This window comes from Rhizobium oryziradicis, assembly GCF_001939045.1.
In the GTDB taxonomy this organism is placed as follows: domain Bacteria; phylum Pseudomonadota; class Alphaproteobacteria; order Rhizobiales; family Rhizobiaceae; genus Allorhizobium; species Allorhizobium oryziradicis.
Map to the genome: position 1 here is coordinate 162,623 of NZ_MKIM01000031.1, position 14,316 is coordinate 176,938.

The following is a 14,316-nucleotide window of genomic DNA, read 5'->3' on the forward strand; positions in this document are numbered from 1 at the left end:
GATGATCTCCGCGCCCTTTTTGTATTCGAACACCCATCAATGGCGGAAGTGGCGCACGCCTGCGAACACCATGGCGACGTTATGCTCGTCGGCAGCAGCGATCACGTCGGCGTCGCGCATCGAGCCGCCGGGCTGGATCACGGCAGTGGCGCCAGCGGCAATGGCAGCCAGCAAGCCATCTGCGAACGGATAGAAGGCTTCCGAAGCAACCGCAGAGCCGCGTGTCAGCGGCTCAGAAAGGCCCATAGCCTTGGCGGCGTCTTCGGCTTTCATGGCGGCGATGCGGGCCGAGTCAACACGGCTCATCTGGCCTGCGCCAATGCCCACGGCTTGACCGCCTTTCGCATAGATCACGGCGTTGGATTTCACGTGCTTGGCGATTTTGAACGCCAGCTTCATGTCTTCCAGCTCAGATTCTGTTGGTGCGCGCTTGGTTACCACCTTCAGCTCCAGATCTTCCACAACCAGATTGTCACGGCTTTGCACCAGCAGGCCGCCGGAGACGGTCTTGGCCGTCAAGCCCGGCGCACGCGGATCGGCGAGGCCGCCGGTGACCAGCAGGCGCAGGTTTTTCTTGGCAGCAATGATCGCCTTGGCGTCTTCGGTCACATCGGGCGCAATGATCACCTCGGTGAACAGTTTGACGATCTCTTCGGCGGTTTCCGCGTCCAGTGTCTGGTTGAGCGCAATGATGCCGCCGAAGGCCGACACGCTATCGCAGGCCAGAGCGCGCAGGTAAGCATCTTTCAAAGTCTTGCCAACGGCAACACCGCAAGGGTTTGCGTGTTTGATGATGGCGCAGGCCGGGCCGTTTTCCGGCAGGAATTCCGACACCAGCTCAAAGGCGGCGTCGGTGTCATTGATGTTGTTGTAGGACAGCTGCTTGCCCTGCAACAGGGTTGCTGTGGCAACGCCGGGGCGCTGATCGCCATTGACGTAGAAGCCAGCCTTCTGGTGCGGGTTTTCGCCGTAGCGCATTTCTTCGCGCAAACTGCCGCCAAGCACCCGGTTGCGTGGTGTTTCGATATTGAGTGCCGTGGTGAACCAATTGGAAATTGTCGCATCGTAAGCGGCGGTGCGGGCATAGGCGCGGGCGGCAAACTGCTGGCGCATGGCGTAGAATGTCTCGCCATCATTGGCTTTCAACGCGTCCAGCAGCTCCGTGTAATCCGCAGGATCGGTAACAACCGTGACATAAGCATGGTTCTTGGCCGCCGCACGGATCATGGCGGGGCCGCCGATGTCAATGTTTTCCACGGTGGTTGGGTAATCACCACCGGCTGCAATCACGCTTTCAAACGGATAGAGATTGATCACAGCCAGATCAATGGCCTCGATGCCATGCTCGCGCATGGCTTTCACATGCTCGGCATCATCACGAATGGCCAGAAGGCCGCCATGCACATTGGGGTGCAAGGTCTTGACGCGACCATCCATGATTTCGGGAAAGCCGGTGACGGCTGAGACGTCGGTGGCGGGCAGGCCGGCATCGACCAATGCCTTATAGGTGCCGCCGGTGGACAGCAAGCGCACGCCCATGTGGTTCAATGCGCGGGCGAGATCAACGATGCCGCTTTTGTCAAACACCGACAAAAGCGCCGTGCGAACCCGCACTTTTTCTGGAATGGGGGTATTTTTCGACACGACAGCCATGGCATTTACTCCGATAGGGTTTGTCAGGGAAAAATGAGACCCGGTTTTCCCGAAAAGACAAACGACGACAACAGAAGTGCAATCTGGCGAGAATCAAGGACGGTTCTCCATCCCAGATTGCTTGAAAACGAAGAGCCGGTGCAGATTGCAAAGCCAAGCTGATACCGGCAGTGAACTCGCTGCCCGCCTACCATAGCTGCTCTCTCAAGGAAACAGCCGTCTCAAAGCTTTGAGAAAAACCAGCCGATTTCCGGTGTTTCCATGGTGATCTCGATCTGCTCGGAGCGCTCAATGCCCGAGATACCTGCAAAGAACACATCCTCTGCAATCACCGGATAGCCCTCGGGACAGGAAAACACAAAACCTTTGCTGCCATTGGCTTCCAGCCGAATGGTGTGCGGATCTTCTTGCAGCAGGCGTACAGAAGGGTGGATGTGAAACCGCACAACCGCACCGCCTTTGGGCATGGCACTCAAAACATCACCCTTGCCGGACAAAATCCGATCATGACCGGAAAGCGTGTTGCCCGCCGCATTGAGGCGCAAGCCCCGCTCATGCAGCACGCCAAACGTCTGACGATAGCCATCGTGACGGGCAACGACCTGATCGCTGTCATCATCGCCCGCTCTGCGTGCTACGTCTACTTTTGATGCCCCACCCAGAATAACTGGCCCCAAAAAGCGCGATGGCGAAATGCGGCTTGAGGACTGATCGGCAATGGTCAGGGTCGAATGGGCGGCGGTTGCCCTTGCCATCTGGCCGTAGCGTGCACCGGCAAAGCGCGGCGCGCCCGCATTGACCACAAATCGCTGCGGCCCGCATGACAGCTCAAACGACAGGCAACCGGCGTGGCTGGTGCGGCTGACTTCGCCTTCTGGCGGCAGGCCGGTATCCATCAACACCACCATGTCATTGATTGCAAGCCGCTGATAATGGCTGTGGGGCAGCGCCTTGAAAGGTTGGCCACGGCTTTCATCAAAGCGCATGACCGAGGCAAGTTCATCCAAAGGGGTTGCTGTTGCGCCATTAAACAGGGCGAGTTCCCCATTGCTGTGGCTGAAAAAGCGCAGAACCGGAAACATCCGGTCAATGGTGGAAATCAGTTTAACCGGTCCATCATGGCCAAGATTCACATAGGTATGACGCAGCGGCAAAAGATCGAGCAATATCTCAAGCGCTGCTTGCGGATTGCGCGAGATATGACCGCCATCGGGCAAGAATTGCTGTTCCAGCTCGCTGTCCAGCAGGCGGGCAGCATTGCTGATCTGGGACGCGGAGGCGGGCATGGCAATGGAGGCCATGGCTAGGGCAATGCGCAATCTCAAGCGGTCAATGCCGTCCGGCATATGGGCAACAATGGAGCGCCCGTAGGCGACCTGCGCGGTCAGGCTGCGCAAAAAGCGCCGATAAAAGCCTTTTTCGCAATCTTGCAACACAATCGGCGAATGGGAGAGCCAGGCAATAATTCTCTGCGACAGCACCCCGGCATCCCAGGCAATGCCCTCGCACTTGGTAAACAGCTTGATCCAGCTGTTAACAATGGAGCGGGCCTGCGCGCAGGTCTCTGGCGTTTTATGGCCACGAATATGCCGCAGCCAGGAGAAAGAATGCAGCTCGGTGGCAAAAACCACCGAGGGTAATTCCATGCTAAAGGGGGATGCACGCCCGCATTCCAGCATGCGCCCGGCCAGTGGAAACCGACCCTCGGCAATATCGCCAGCAATATCGGGATCAATCGATCGCAGATCGGTGGGTGCCACCAAAAGGCGTGTTGCGTTGCGACCAAGACGGGGGGCTGCCGCCTTGACGGCCAAACGACCACGCCGCCAGCTTTCACGCAGGTAAAGCGAGGGCAAACTCTGGCTTTGTCTCTGTGGCATCCAACATTCCGTTCCGAGCAGACCCGTCATGGGCAGCAACACCGCGCGTCCATGGGTGGTTTTCTGCGGATTGCATGCGTTAACCGCAATGGACCCCGGCAACCGATGGACGCGATTGTTATGACGCGCCTAATTTCGTAAAGATTTCTTTAAATCTTTCTTAAATGGCATGCATAAAAGCCATCCAGACCGCTGGAAAAGCCGTCTGCGACCTGCAACATCGCCGGTGTGGTGCGAAATTCGCCAAGCGGGGTGATGGCGGCTTCCAACCCGGGCCATTGCTCTGCCTGTACCGGCACGCGCTGAAAATCGGGATGATCGGCCAGAACCTTGACAACCACGTCTTCGCCTTCCAGCGGGTCCAGAGAGCAATTGGAAAACACAATCGAGCCGCCGGGTGCCACCAAAGTCATGGCATGGCGCAGCAGCTTTTCCTGCACGCCTGCCAGCTTTGTGATGTCTTGCGGTCCCTTGGTGTAGAGCACATCGGGGTGACGGCGGGTGGTGCCGGTGGAAGAGCATGGGGCATCCAGCAACACAACGTCAAACAAATCGTCAGGCTTGAACTCCATCAGGTCCGTTTGTACCAACTCGGCTTCAAAGCCCAAACGCTGCAAATTTCCGTCCAGCCGCTTCAAACGATTGGCGGATTGCTCCACAGCTGTCACCTTGGCACCGGCGCAGAGCAATTGCGCAGTCTTGCCGCCGGGAGCAGCGCAGAGATCCACGGCCCGCTTGCCAGCGATATCACCGAACATCTGCACGGGCAGGGCGGCGGCGGCATCCTGCACCCACCAAATGCCCTCTTCAAAACCATTGAGGGCGGCAACGCCGCCTGCAAAGCTGGCCAGCCGCACGCTGCCGGTGGGCAGCACAACGCCGTTTAGCCGTTCGGCCCATTGGGCTGCATCAGATTTGGTGGTGAGATCAATCGCAGCCGGTGTCATCTGGGCATCGGCGATGCGCCGGGCCTCGTCGGCACCATAGACGCTCACCAGTCGATCAAAGAACCAGCCGGGCATGCACACCACATCGGCGGTTTCATCCAAAAGAGCCTGCTTTTCGCGACCAATACGGCGCAACACGGCATTGACCACCTTGGCAAAGCGGCGGTTGCGCGGATCGCGATTGGCCTGTTCAACGGCCAGATCGACGGCCGAATGGTCTGGCACATCCAGATATAGCATCTGGGCGGCCGCAATGATCAAGGAGTGATGCAGAGCGCGCGCGCCATCGGGCAAAGGTGTGTCGAGCAGAAGGCTCAGCATCGCTTCAATGCGCGGCAAAAAGCGCAAGGATGTATTGAGAATGGCGCGTACCAACCCACGGTCGGCATCAGAAAGCGCGGTATAGGCCGGATTGCCATGGTCGCCATCCATCATGCCATCCAGCGAGGTCTTGCGATCAATCACAGCGGCCAACAGGCGGCTGGCGGCAAGCCGTGCCTCAAGCCCCGGCTTGTTTTCATAAACCCGCCCTTGAGGTCTTTTATTGGTCTGGGGTTTCTGGCCTTTGTTTCTGCCGCTATTCTCGTTCAATTCCACGGTCCCTTCGGGGGTTCATCTGGCTTGCGGCCCCCGCCGATTGAGGGCACAGAGCGCGTCTTTGCGCTCCCCTTACCACCCCAGGGATCATTCGTCGACTGGGCTGCTTGCGGCCCCGCACCGCCCCATGGTCCCTGTGATACGGTGGAAGACCGCGCCTGTGGCTGAGAAGGGCCGCGCGCGGATGTAAACACGCCCATGGCCTGCGCCTGGGCTTGCAGTTCAGAGATACGATTGTTGGTATCAGGGTGGGTGGAAAACAGATTGTCCATTTTCTGCCCCGACAGTGGATTGATAATGAACATATGGGCGGTTGCCGGATTGCGCTCCGCCTCATAATTGGGTTGGTGCGCACCGGCAATCTTGGCAAGAGCCGAAGCCAGCCACAGAGGATTGCCGCAGATTTCAGCACCGCGCCGATCGGCGGCATATTCGCGGGTGCGGCTGATGGCCATTTGCACCAGCATGGCGGCAAACGGGGCCACAATCATCGCCAACAGCGCTCCGATCATGCTGCCACCATTGCCATTTTCATCGCGCCTTCCGCCAAAGAAAAAGGCAAAATTGCCAAGCATGGAAATGGCACCGGCCAAGGTTGCGGTTATCGTCATGGTCAAGGTGTCACGATGTTCCACATGGGCCAGTTCATGCGCCATCACGCCCGCCACCTCCTCGGGTGTTAATGCGCGTAAAAGCCCGGTGGAGGCAGCAACTGCGGCATTTTCCGGGTTGCGCCCGGTTGCAAACGCATTGGGCTGCGGATTGTCAAACACATAGACCTTTGGCATGGGCAATCCGGCATTGCGGGTGAGATCGCGCACGATGGTGTAAAATTCCGGTGCCGTGCGCTCATCCACTTCTTGCGCATGATAGGCCGACAGCACCATGCGGTCGGAGTTCCAGTAGGAAAAGAAATTCATGCCCGCTGCAATCACCAGCGCAATCATCATGCCGCCCTTGCCGCCAATCAAAAAGCCAACCCCCATGAAAAGGGCGGTCATGGCAGCCAAAAGCAAAGCTGTGCGCATGATGTTCATGATCATCCTCCAGAGGTTTGACGACGGCTAAGGGTTTTCCCGCGCGCTTCGATGCACTAAATGTAAAGATTAGAAACTGCGTTTCAATCTCTACAGGATAAATGCCGCCATGAATGAAGAGCCAAACAACCGGCGAGATATGGAAAACCAAGGCATTGCGGCCACGCCACCCGCTGCAAAACCACTCTCTGCGGCTGCAAAGCGTGCGCTGGCCGAAGCAGAGACGCGCCGCAAAGCGGAAAAGACGGAAAACGCAGCCCCCGAAATTGGCGGTCGCGGTGGTGCCGATCCGGCGCGCTTTGGCGATTGGGAGATCAATGGTCGCGCCATTGATTTTTAGGTCAACATTACAATTTCGTCATGAAAAACAAATAAACTCAAGCCTGCAACTTTTCGCCTTTATCTGCGTTCACATCGCCTAGACTGCAATTTTTTGAAAGAACGCACATGAAGAAGATTTTCCTTGCCTCGGCATTCGCTCTCGCTACTCTCACGGCCAATATTGCTGCTGCACAGGCAGAAACGATCGTTGTCCGCACTGACAACCGCATGGAGCATCGGCGCGATATGCACCGTATGCCGCAGAAGCATTGCGTGACCAAAAAGACCGTCCGCTGGCACCATGGCAAAAAGATCGTAACAGAAAAGCGCATTTGCCGCTAAGCCGTGTGAGGCTCAGCAAACGAGCGCACGGTCATCAGAATTGGTGACCGTGCGCCCAACGCCACAAAACTTAACCAGCAGTATCGCAAGAAACGAGCATGCCGGTTTTTAAGCTTCAACAGCCTCCCGCACATCATCCAGAAGAAAATGCACAACCACATAATGAGTCGTGTAGTGCTTACCGCTATCGGAAACACTTTCAACGCTGCCACCCTCGGACGGATGCCATTTCTGGTAATGCGGGTTGTTGGTGATCAAGGTGATCGCTTTCCCTGAAAAACGCCCGGCAAGCCGATAGCGAGCCTCAGAGAGAGGCCAGATCTTTTCAAAGTCCTGCTGGCTGATACGCGCTTTCAAAGCTCTCCTGATGACCGCCTTCTCAGCCGAACCATCACTGTTTACAAGTGGTTGAAGCTGAAGATCAACTTCTTCCGCATTGTCCAGCATAAAGGCATATTCGTCTGGCCACATCCGTTTCACGTAACGCTCCTCCCAAAGCTTTCCGTCCCTTAACACCACAAGTGTAGCGCTTTTGCTGTGAGAGGCAAGGCTGATGTGAACCACGCCAGCGCGTGCCTTCGCGAGGTTACGGGGCGTGCCGTGTGATCTCAAATCGTTGTTGGAGATCGTGCGTGGAATGATGCTGGCGGGGTGCCTAAGACTATGAGTAGCAGGAAAGCGCGGTCATATTTTGTCTTTATTTCTCTCTCTGCATGTGTTTGTTTGTCTTACAAAAGTCGTTGAACCTCGTCATCGTTGAGTCCTTCTCATGAATTTACCGCATACTGAAGCAGACTCTGCCAAGGGGTCATACGATAAAACGGTTGCTGAATGGGTTTACAAGTTTCTTGTAGAATCCGGCGAGCCAGCAAAGCCTGTGCTTCTATCCAAACTTGGCGGTCGTATCGCGAAGGAGTTTGGTAAACCAGTAAGATTGCTGCTCGGGCGAGGCATCACCTTATCGCAGATCTTGTCTGAACAGCTTGAAGGGAAGGTCGGGTTTACTGGGACGCAAGGCACTCTTGCGGTATTTCTCGACGAGACAGCAACTTCACGTCGCGACGAGCCACTACCTCGACTAGACAAAGTTCTATGGACGGCATTCTTCAGACCTATAAAGGAAGGCGATAGACGTTTTCTAAGACTTAAGCCGGAAGTTTATTTTTGGGATGGTCCAGAGGATTCGGCGGCACCTTCGCCTGGATGGGAAGAAATCGAGCCTCATCGCATTCCTCCTGAAGAGCTGGCCCTTCCACAGCGGAACCGTGCTGCATACAATGCGATCGAGGAATGGTTCAAACTCAGGGGGTATGTCCTCCAAGATCACGTTAAGGCAGAAAATAGCCCGCAGGCGCGAAGCAATTACAGTCCTGAATTGAATCTTGAGGTTGCGCCATTGGTCTCGAACACAATGACCTCAAAAGGGATAGATGCTTTACGGCATCTTGTGTTGTCTATACCTGAGAAAGATCGAAAGGGTTATAGTATGCCGCTAGATCTCTTGGCTGCCCTGTTGCTGTAGTAAAAATGGCAAATACAGCAGTTGTCTTAGCAGGAGTTCCAAGTGCAATCCACAGTGCTGTGCTTGCGAGTTTGCGCGCTCATTATCCTACAGGCTACGTTTTTCGCGTCGCATCATCGCGACGGCAAAAAGATGACAAGGCTCACTATCTCGATGATGAAGTTCAGGCAATCTTGGAAGCTTGCCGGGATGCTGTATTTGGAGAGAAAAAACGACCTAGTAGCTTCTGCAGAAGTCCTACCCAGCATTGCGCTCTTACTCATTCGGCAGGTAAAAGCTGTTCTATATTTGACGGGCAAACCTGCAGTCTGTTGAAACCAGATTATTTTATTCTTTTGTATCAACCGGGCGAGAACGTTAAAAAGCTCCAGGAGGTTTTACACCACTCTCCGTTAGCCGTTCCGCTAAGCGAACAGTGTTATGGTAAAGCCGATAGAACCGTAGCGTCAGCAATCGACGCTATTGGTGGCGCGCGCGCCGCGATAGCTCACTTGAAGGATCATATGAGCTCTCTAAACTCTCCCTATCTTCTGCCGCCGACCAATTACGGAATGGGAATCGAAAAGCTCTTTAAAATCGATTCTGATATCGAGAAGCAGCAGAGAAAGGTAAAATCCTTCCGTGTGGAGCGCTTTGCTGACCGCGCATACAAGGCAAAGGGAGACTTGCGGTTTAGCCCGGCCTCCTCAGAGATTCAGCATGGGAGTGCAGGCCCCCAAGATCGTGCGGAAATCGCCTTGACGCGCCATTTTCGACTGGGTTGCACCTACGAGGATAAATTTCACTTTGATGTTACGCGGGCGGATGGACATATCCATAAAGGCCGAACAACGCTATTCTGCCGCCTTAATGGTGTTTGGAAGCCGGAGAAGATAAATGCGAACCTACTTGTTGACGATTGCATGAGAGGAAACGGTTAAAGCCTCGTAGCTGTTAAGCTCGAGGCTTTCCGAATTTCGTGAGAGTTGATGACGATTTTTCAGACATACGTCTGGTGCCTAGTCTACTTGATCCCCAGGCCTGTAGGATTAAGCATCTATGAATGACATTTCGCTTACCGCCCCTCTCAGAACGAACCAAAGCGCAGCTATGGCTCAGTTCAAGACGTTAAACGTGAGGTCCACTTCGTCGATTCAACATATTAAGTGGTCAAGTTTGCCGACTTTGTCAAGTTCAATATACGCGAACCGCGAATTCTATAAAAATCTAGCTCCAATACGGCTAACGTTGAATTAATGTTGGAAGCTCACTTTGTTTCCTTCGTCTTAAAGGCAGGAGGTAAGAAAAATATATGCAGTCTATGCTCCGACATGGCCATGTTGTGCCGATAACGTGGCCCTGTGATCATTTGTGATCGCACGTTCTAATCTGCCGATCGTTATGATCTTCATAAGATTTGGTAGCGCATTGAATTAATTCAATAAATGGCGGAGAGGGTGGGATTCGAACCCACGATACGGTTGCCCGTATGCCGCATTTCGAGTGCGGTGCTTTCGACCACTCAGCCACCTCTCCGCTTCACTGGTCGGCGCTAACTTGCGCGGGCTGTCTCATAGCGGCGTTTAGGAGGGCTGGCAAGAGTGGATTGTGCATAATTTTCAGGTTTCGGGGCGCCTCTTTGAAAAAGGGCGTGACGGAAAAATGACAGGGTGGGTGAAATTTGCGCAAGCCATCGTAAATCCTTGCGAAATTCTCTCTCTTTGTCTTGACAGTTTGGGTGGGGTGACGTAAGCGACCAGCGACTTAGATATGGTGTGCTGTGTCTATACTCGTTTTCGCTCTCAATTGAGCGTTTCCACCGGTGAGCTGAGAGGCTTGCTACTTCGACTGACAAAAAGACGGTCATCTGGTTTTTCGCCAGACAAGAGCCGGAAACGAACATGAAAGGATAAACAATGTTCGCAGTCATCAAAACTGGCGGTAAGCAGTACCGCGTGAACACCAACGACGTGCTGACCATCGAAAAGCTGGAAGCCGAAGCTGGTGCAACTGTTGAATTCACTGAAATTCTCGTTGTTGGCGTTGGTGCTGACGCGACGATTGGTGCGCCTTTTGTTGCTGGTGCAACGGTTAAGGCTGAAGTCGTTGAGCATAACCGTGGCAAGAAGGTGATCGCGTTCAAGAAGCGTCGTCGCCAGAATTCCAAGCGGTCGCGCGGCCATCGCCAGCACCACACAGTCGTTCGCATCACCGACATCGTCGCTGCGTAATTGGTCCAACGAGAAACTAGGTTTTAAAGGAGAACTCCAATGGCACATAAAAAAGCTGGCGGTTCATCGCGCAACGGTCGCGATTCGAATTCCAAGCGCCTTGGCGTGAAGAAGTTCGGCGGCGAAGTCGTCATTCCAGGCAACATCATCATTCGTCAGCGCGGCACGCAGTGGCATCCGGGCGCAAACGTCGGCATGGGCAAGGACCATACCCTCTTTGCACTCACCGCTGGCAATGTGAACTACCGTACGAAGTCTAACGGCCGCGTATTCGTGTCCATTATGCCAAAAACGGCGGAAGCCGCAGAATAAAGCCGGAGCGTTTTTAACAACCGGCGTCTCATCGACCCGGTTGAACGTTTAAGGTTCAGTCCAGAAAAAAGGGAAGATGAGGCGTCAAAACCTCTCTTCCCTTTTTTTCTTACCTCCAAAGGAGACTGAACCATGGAACACTTACTTCTTAGGGATGACCAATACCGGTCGCCCGATGATCGGCTGAGGCCTGATCGGTTAAGGCAGAGTTGCCCCGTCCTCTTATCGCAGCGGCTGGTTTTGCGCGCTCCGCATGTTGAGGACATTGACGCCCTTACCCATCTCGCCAATAACGCCGCCGTTGCGACCATGGTGTCGCGCATGCCACATCCCTACACGGCATCTGATGCCGCCGATTTTGTGCGACGTTCCAATCTCGGCGAAATCGGTAAATGCGTGTATGCCATCACCAAAGCGGAAAACGGCGAATTTCTCGGTTGCTGCGCGCTAGAGCCGCATACCGACCTTGAAACGCTGGAAATCGGCTATTGGCTGGGTGAACCTTACTGGAATGAGGGTTATGCCACGGAAGCGGCCCATGCACTGATCGATATGGCCTTTCGCACCCGTGATATTGCCTTCATCGACGCCCGCTGCCGGGTTACCAATGTGGCAGCTAGACGGGTGATCCAGAAGTGCGGCTTCCAGTTTCAGGGCGGCGGCATGGTGGGGCACTTGGCAGCACGCGGCATGGTGCCGGTGGAATGGTACAGGCTGGATCGCAAGACCTGGATGTCCCTCAAGAGCTGGGGGGAAATGCGGTGATTGCTGTTCAGGAAAGACGACCAACCCCGTTATCGACACCGGGCTCCTGCCCGGTGATTGAAACGCAGCGGCTGATTTTGCGCCCGCATCGGATGGGCGATGCGGATGCGATTGCAACATCGCTCAATGATTGGCAGGTGACGCGGATGTTGAGCCGGGTACCGATACCCTATCATCGGCAAGATGCGGTGGATTGGCTCAACAAGATCAAAGCTGGTGTGACACCGGATTGGTATCTGGCCATCACCTCTGGCGATGATGTGCATATTGGTATGATCACGGTGGAGCTGCGCCATGGGCTTTGGCACATGGGCTATTGGCTCAACCGCTTCTATTGGGGGCGCGGGCTGATGAGTGAGGCAGCGGATGCGGTGGCGGATCGATTCTTCATGCGGATGCCCGAAGCGGAGCTGCATTCCGGCGCGTTTGCCGATAATGCAGCCTCGCTGAAAATCCAGCAAAAGCTGGGTTTTACCATCACCCGGTGTGGCGACCTCTACAGTTTGGCACGCAATGCCATGGCTCCACACCTTGAAACCCGGCTGACGCAGGATGGATTTCAGGGAGTGAAGGCACATTGAACGATACGAGGGCGGCCTTGCTGGTCGCCCTTGTTTTAAGACAATTCCACCCAGACCGGGAAATGGTCTGAGCCAACCGCGTTGATATCGACATGGGCCGTCTTCAAACGATGGGCAAGCGAGCCACTGAGAAAGGCGTAATCCAGATGCAGACGTTTTTCCGGGTTGCCAACCTCTTCCCAGCTATAGCAGCCGGGCGTGAGTTGCCCCAAGCGGGCCAGCGCATCGATAGGTGCATCATGGCGGGCGGTGCGGCCGTAATAGGCATCGATTGTGCCGAGCATTTCAATATATTCCGGCGATTCCGGCTGCATGTTGAAATCGCCCAGCAGAATGTAATCGTCTGGCAAAGGCGGCTGGGCCAGATTGTGCAGCTCATGCGCGCCGGTCAGCGCGCCACCTTCTGCCGTAAAATTGACAACGCGCTGTTTCAAAAAGCGAATTTGGGCAATGCGCTCATCGGGGGCAACATGGTCCAGATGCACAGAATAGACTCGCAAGGGGCCGGTCGGTGTGTCAATCACCGCTTCGGTGGCACCGCGCTGGATGTTGAGCTTTTCAAAGGTGCGGGTGCGCGGCAACAGCAGCAGCCGGTTGGTCAGGATCGGCCAGCGCGACAGGATCATATTGCCGATCTGGTGCCGCTTATCCACCCGGCGGCCTTTGATCAGGGCAGATGATGCATGCAGATCGCAAGCGGGGCCGTAGACATAATGGTGTTCAGGGAAATGATTGGCAAAAATCTCCACGAGATCGGCCCCGCCATTGGCAGGCGAGCCGCGGGTGACTTCCTGAAGGGCGATGATGTCTGCCCCCTCCAGATTTCGAGCAATGCGTTCAGGGTTGAATTTTCCATCCAAACCGACGCCATATTGGATATTGTAACTGGTGAGACGCACGATACTCTTTGACCTCTGGCGAAAGCGGCTATAACGATGGCCACATGCAATGGGTGTTCAGCCGGGACAAGAAGGATGACCTTCTGATCTTGCTGATCATCTGATTTTTTTATTCATGCGCAGAAGCATCCGATCACACGCGCCCCTCGGGTTGTTGCATCTGATTAGGTCACTGCGCTCAGGTATCCTGACACAGGAAGTATGGCAAACACATGAAGTTTCTCGACGAAGCGAAAGTCTATATTTTTTCCGGAGCTGGGGGCGCGGGTGCCGTATCCTTCCGCCGCGAGAAGTTTATCGAGTTTGGCGGACCGGATGGTGGCGATGGCGGTCGCGGCGGCGATGTGTGGGTGGAGGCCGTCAATGGTCTCAACACCCTGATCGATTTCCGCTTTCAGCAGCATTTCAAGGCATCCATTGGTATGCACGGCATGGGCCGCAACCGCACCGGCTCCAATGGCGAAAGCGTGACGCTGAAAGTGCCGGTGGGCACGCAGATTTTTGAAGAAGACAATGAAACGCTGATTATTGATATGGTCACCGAGGGCCAGCGCTTTCGTCTGGCCACAGGTGGCAATGGCGGCTTTGGCAATACGCATTTCAAATCCTCCACCAATCAGGCTCCAAACTGGGCCAATCCCGGTCTGCCGGGTGAGGAAAAGACCGTCTGGCTGCGGCTGAAGCTGATTGCCGATGCCGGTCTGGTGGGGCTTCCCAATGCGGGCAAGTCTACGTTCCTGGCATCCGTGACCCGTGCGCGGCCGAAAATTGCCAATTATCCTTTCACCACGCTGCACCCCAATCTGGGTGTCGCCACGGTGGATGAGCGCGAATTCATTCTGGCCGATATTCCCGGCCTGATTGAAGGTGCACATGAAGGCGTTGGCATTGGCGACCGCTTCCTCGGCCATGTGGAGCGCACCCGCGTGCTGCTGCATCTGGTGTCCGCACAGGAAGAGGATGTGGCCAAGGCCTATAAGACTGTCAGCTATGAGCTGGAGGCCTATGATGGTGGCTTGGAAGACAAGCCGGAAATCGTTGCCCTGTCACAGATTGATGTGCTGGATGAGGACGAGCTGAAGAAAAAGGCCAAGGCCCTGCAAAAGGCCTGCGGCAAGAAGCCTCTGCTGATTTCGGCCATCACCGGCAAGGGCATGACCGAAGTGCTGCGTGCGCTGCGCGATGTGATTGTTGAAAACCGCAGTGATGCCGACAATGTTCTCTCGGATCGTCCCAAGAAGATGCGCCAT

The 14,316-nt window shown here is 55.2% G+C and carries 14 protein-coding genes, 1 tRNA gene and 1 pseudogene; 9 read left to right on the forward strand and 7 right to left on the reverse strand.

Translation table 11 applies throughout. The features are described 5' to 3' along the window. Nucleotides 1-36: 36 nt before the first annotated feature. From purH to htpX, 4 genes are all read right to left on the reverse strand, one after another. Nucleotides 37-1,653, reverse strand: coding sequence for a bifunctional phosphoribosylaminoimidazolecarboxamide formyltransferase/IMP cyclohydrolase (purH, locus tag BJF95_RS20635; protein ID WP_075641373.1), 1,617 nt, complete (start codon nt 1,651-1,653; stop codon nt 37-39). 221 nt (nt 1,654-1,874) lie between these two features. Continuing rightward, nucleotides 1,875-3,533: a heparinase II/III family protein gene (locus tag BJF95_RS20640; RefSeq protein ID WP_075641374.1), complete on the reverse strand. Its 1,659-nt coding sequence runs from the start codon at nt 3,531-3,533 to the stop codon at nt 1,875-1,877. A 149-nt stretch (nt 3,534-3,682) separates the two neighbouring features. Then, nucleotides 3,683-5,077, reverse strand: coding sequence for an RsmB/NOP family class I SAM-dependent RNA methyltransferase (locus BJF95_RS20645; protein ID WP_075641375.1), 1,395 nt, complete (start codon nt 5,075-5,077; stop codon nt 3,683-3,685). Beyond that, nucleotides 5,068-6,114 (reverse strand): zinc metalloprotease HtpX, encoded by a 1,047-nt coding sequence (gene htpX / locus BJF95_RS20650; RefSeq protein ID WP_075641617.1) that lies wholly within the window; start codon nt 6,112-6,114, stop codon nt 5,068-5,070. Before htpX ends, BJF95_RS20645 begins: the two co-directional genes overlap by 10 nt. 139 nt (nt 6,115-6,253) lie before the next feature. On the opposite strand from htpX, the gene BJF95_RS20655 reads away from it, so the two are divergent. Both BJF95_RS20655 and BJF95_RS20660 read left to right on the forward strand, forming a co-directional pair. Then, nucleotides 6,254-6,454: a DUF1674 domain-containing protein gene (locus tag BJF95_RS20655; protein WP_075641618.1), complete on the forward strand. Its 201-nt coding sequence runs from the start codon at nt 6,254-6,256 to the stop codon at nt 6,452-6,454. Between the two features lie 107 nt (nt 6,455-6,561). Next, the gene (locus BJF95_RS20660; protein ID WP_075641376.1) at nt 6,562-6,777 is read left to right on the forward strand and encodes a hypothetical protein; all 216 of its coding nucleotides are present in this window, start codon (nt 6,562-6,564) and stop codon (nt 6,775-6,777) included. Between the two features lie 108 nt (nt 6,778-6,885). Here the strand turns inward: BJF95_RS20660 and BJF95_RS20665 are convergent, their stop codons facing one another. Continuing rightward, the gene (locus BJF95_RS20665) at nt 6,886-7,248 is read right to left on the reverse strand and encodes a hypothetical protein (protein ID WP_075641377.1); all 363 of its coding nucleotides are present in this window, start codon (nt 7,246-7,248) and stop codon (nt 6,886-6,888) included. Between the two features lie 298 nt (nt 7,249-7,546). Here BJF95_RS20665 and BJF95_RS20670 point away from each other — a divergent pair, with 298 nt between their 5' ends. Beyond that, nucleotides 7,547-8,299 (forward strand): hypothetical protein, encoded by a 753-nt coding sequence (locus tag BJF95_RS20670; protein ID WP_075641378.1) that lies wholly within the window; start codon nt 7,547-7,549, stop codon nt 8,297-8,299. A 5-nt stretch (nt 8,300-8,304) separates the two neighbouring features. Next, nucleotides 8,305-9,219, forward strand: coding sequence for a hypothetical protein (locus tag BJF95_RS20680; RefSeq protein ID WP_139317585.1), 915 nt, complete (start codon nt 8,305-8,307; stop codon nt 9,217-9,219). A 505-nt stretch (nt 9,220-9,724) separates the two neighbouring features. On the opposite strand, the gene BJF95_RS20685 is transcribed toward BJF95_RS20680, so the two are convergent. Further along, a tRNA-Ser gene (locus BJF95_RS20685) sits at nt 9,725-9,814 on the reverse strand. Between the two features lie 380 nt (nt 9,815-10,194). Here BJF95_RS20685 and rplU point away from each other — a divergent pair. From rplU to BJF95_RS20705, 4 genes are all read left to right on the forward strand, one after another. Beyond that, entirely contained in the window at nt 10,195-10,509 is a 315-nt protein-coding gene (gene rplU / locus BJF95_RS20690; RefSeq protein WP_075641381.1) for a 50S ribosomal protein L21, read from the forward strand. 39 nt (nt 10,510-10,548) lie between these two features. Beyond that, nucleotides 10,549-10,821, forward strand: a complete 273-nt coding sequence (rpmA, locus tag BJF95_RS20695) for a 50S ribosomal protein L27 (protein WP_075641382.1) — start codon at nt 10,549-10,551, stop codon at nt 10,819-10,821. A gap of 132 nt (nt 10,822-10,953) precedes the next feature. Continuing rightward, the gene (locus BJF95_RS20700; protein WP_075641383.1) at nt 10,954-11,586 is read left to right on the forward strand and encodes a GNAT family N-acetyltransferase; all 633 of its coding nucleotides are present in this window, start codon (nt 10,954-10,956) and stop codon (nt 11,584-11,586) included. Next, on the forward strand, nt 11,526-12,167 hold the full coding sequence (locus BJF95_RS20705) for a GNAT family N-acetyltransferase (RefSeq protein ID WP_083638933.1): 642 nt from the start codon (nt 11,526-11,528) through the stop codon (nt 12,165-12,167). The genes BJF95_RS20700 and BJF95_RS20705 overlap by 61 nt, the downstream gene beginning before the upstream one ends. A gap of 35 nt (nt 12,168-12,202) precedes the next feature. Here the strand turns inward: BJF95_RS20705 and BJF95_RS20710 are convergent, their stop codons facing one another. Continuing rightward, complete coding sequence (locus tag BJF95_RS20710; RefSeq protein ID WP_075641385.1) at nt 12,203-13,066, reverse strand: endonuclease/exonuclease/phosphatase family protein; 864 nt, start codon at nt 13,064-13,066, stop codon at nt 12,203-12,205. 212 nt (nt 13,067-13,278) lie between these two features. Here BJF95_RS20710 and obgE point away from each other — a divergent pair. Beyond that, nucleotides 13,279-14,266 (forward strand): annotated as a pseudogene (gene obgE, locus BJF95_RS20715) (GTPase ObgE); the annotation flags it as partial. Nucleotides 14,267-14,316: the final 50 nt, after the last annotated feature.

Excerpts from the sequence above, each read along its gene's own strand:
- htpX (WP_075641617.1), bottom strand. The coding sequence starts at position 6,114 with ATGAACATCATGCGCACAGCTTTGCTTTTGGCTGCCATGACCGCCCTT.
- BJF95_RS20640 (WP_075641374.1), bottom strand. The coding sequence starts at position 3,533 with ATGCCACAGAGACAAAGCCAGAGTTTGCCCTCGCTTTACCTGCGTGAA.
- BJF95_RS20660 (WP_075641376.1), top strand. The coding sequence starts at position 6,562 with ATGAAGAAGATTTTCCTTGCCTCGGCATTCGCTCTCGCTACTCTCACG.
- BJF95_RS20705 (WP_083638933.1), top strand. The coding sequence starts at position 11,526 with ATGGTACAGGCTGGATCGCAAGACCTGGATGTCCCTCAAGAGCTGGGG.
- rpmA (WP_075641382.1), top strand. The coding sequence starts at position 10,549 with ATGGCACATAAAAAAGCTGGCGGTTCATCGCGCAACGGTCGCGATTCG.
- BJF95_RS20680 (WP_139317585.1), top strand. The coding sequence starts at position 8,305 with ATGGCAAATACAGCAGTTGTCTTAGCAGGAGTTCCAAGTGCAATCCAC.
- purH (WP_075641373.1), bottom strand. The coding sequence starts at position 1,653 with ATGGCTGTCGTGTCGAAAAATACCCCCATTCCAGAAAAAGTGCGGGTT.
- BJF95_RS20700 (WP_075641383.1), top strand. The coding sequence starts at position 10,954 with ATGGAACACTTACTTCTTAGGGATGACCAATACCGGTCGCCCGATGAT.
- rplU (WP_075641381.1), top strand. The coding sequence starts at position 10,195 with ATGTTCGCAGTCATCAAAACTGGCGGTAAGCAGTACCGCGTGAACACC.
- BJF95_RS20665 (WP_075641377.1), bottom strand. The coding sequence starts at position 7,248 with ATGTGGCCAGACGAATATGCCTTTATGCTGGACAATGCGGAAGAAGTT.
- BJF95_RS20670 (WP_075641378.1), top strand. The coding sequence starts at position 7,547 with ATGAATTTACCGCATACTGAAGCAGACTCTGCCAAGGGGTCATACGAT.
- BJF95_RS20655 (WP_075641618.1), top strand. The coding sequence starts at position 6,254 with ATGGAAAACCAAGGCATTGCGGCCACGCCACCCGCTGCAAAACCACTC.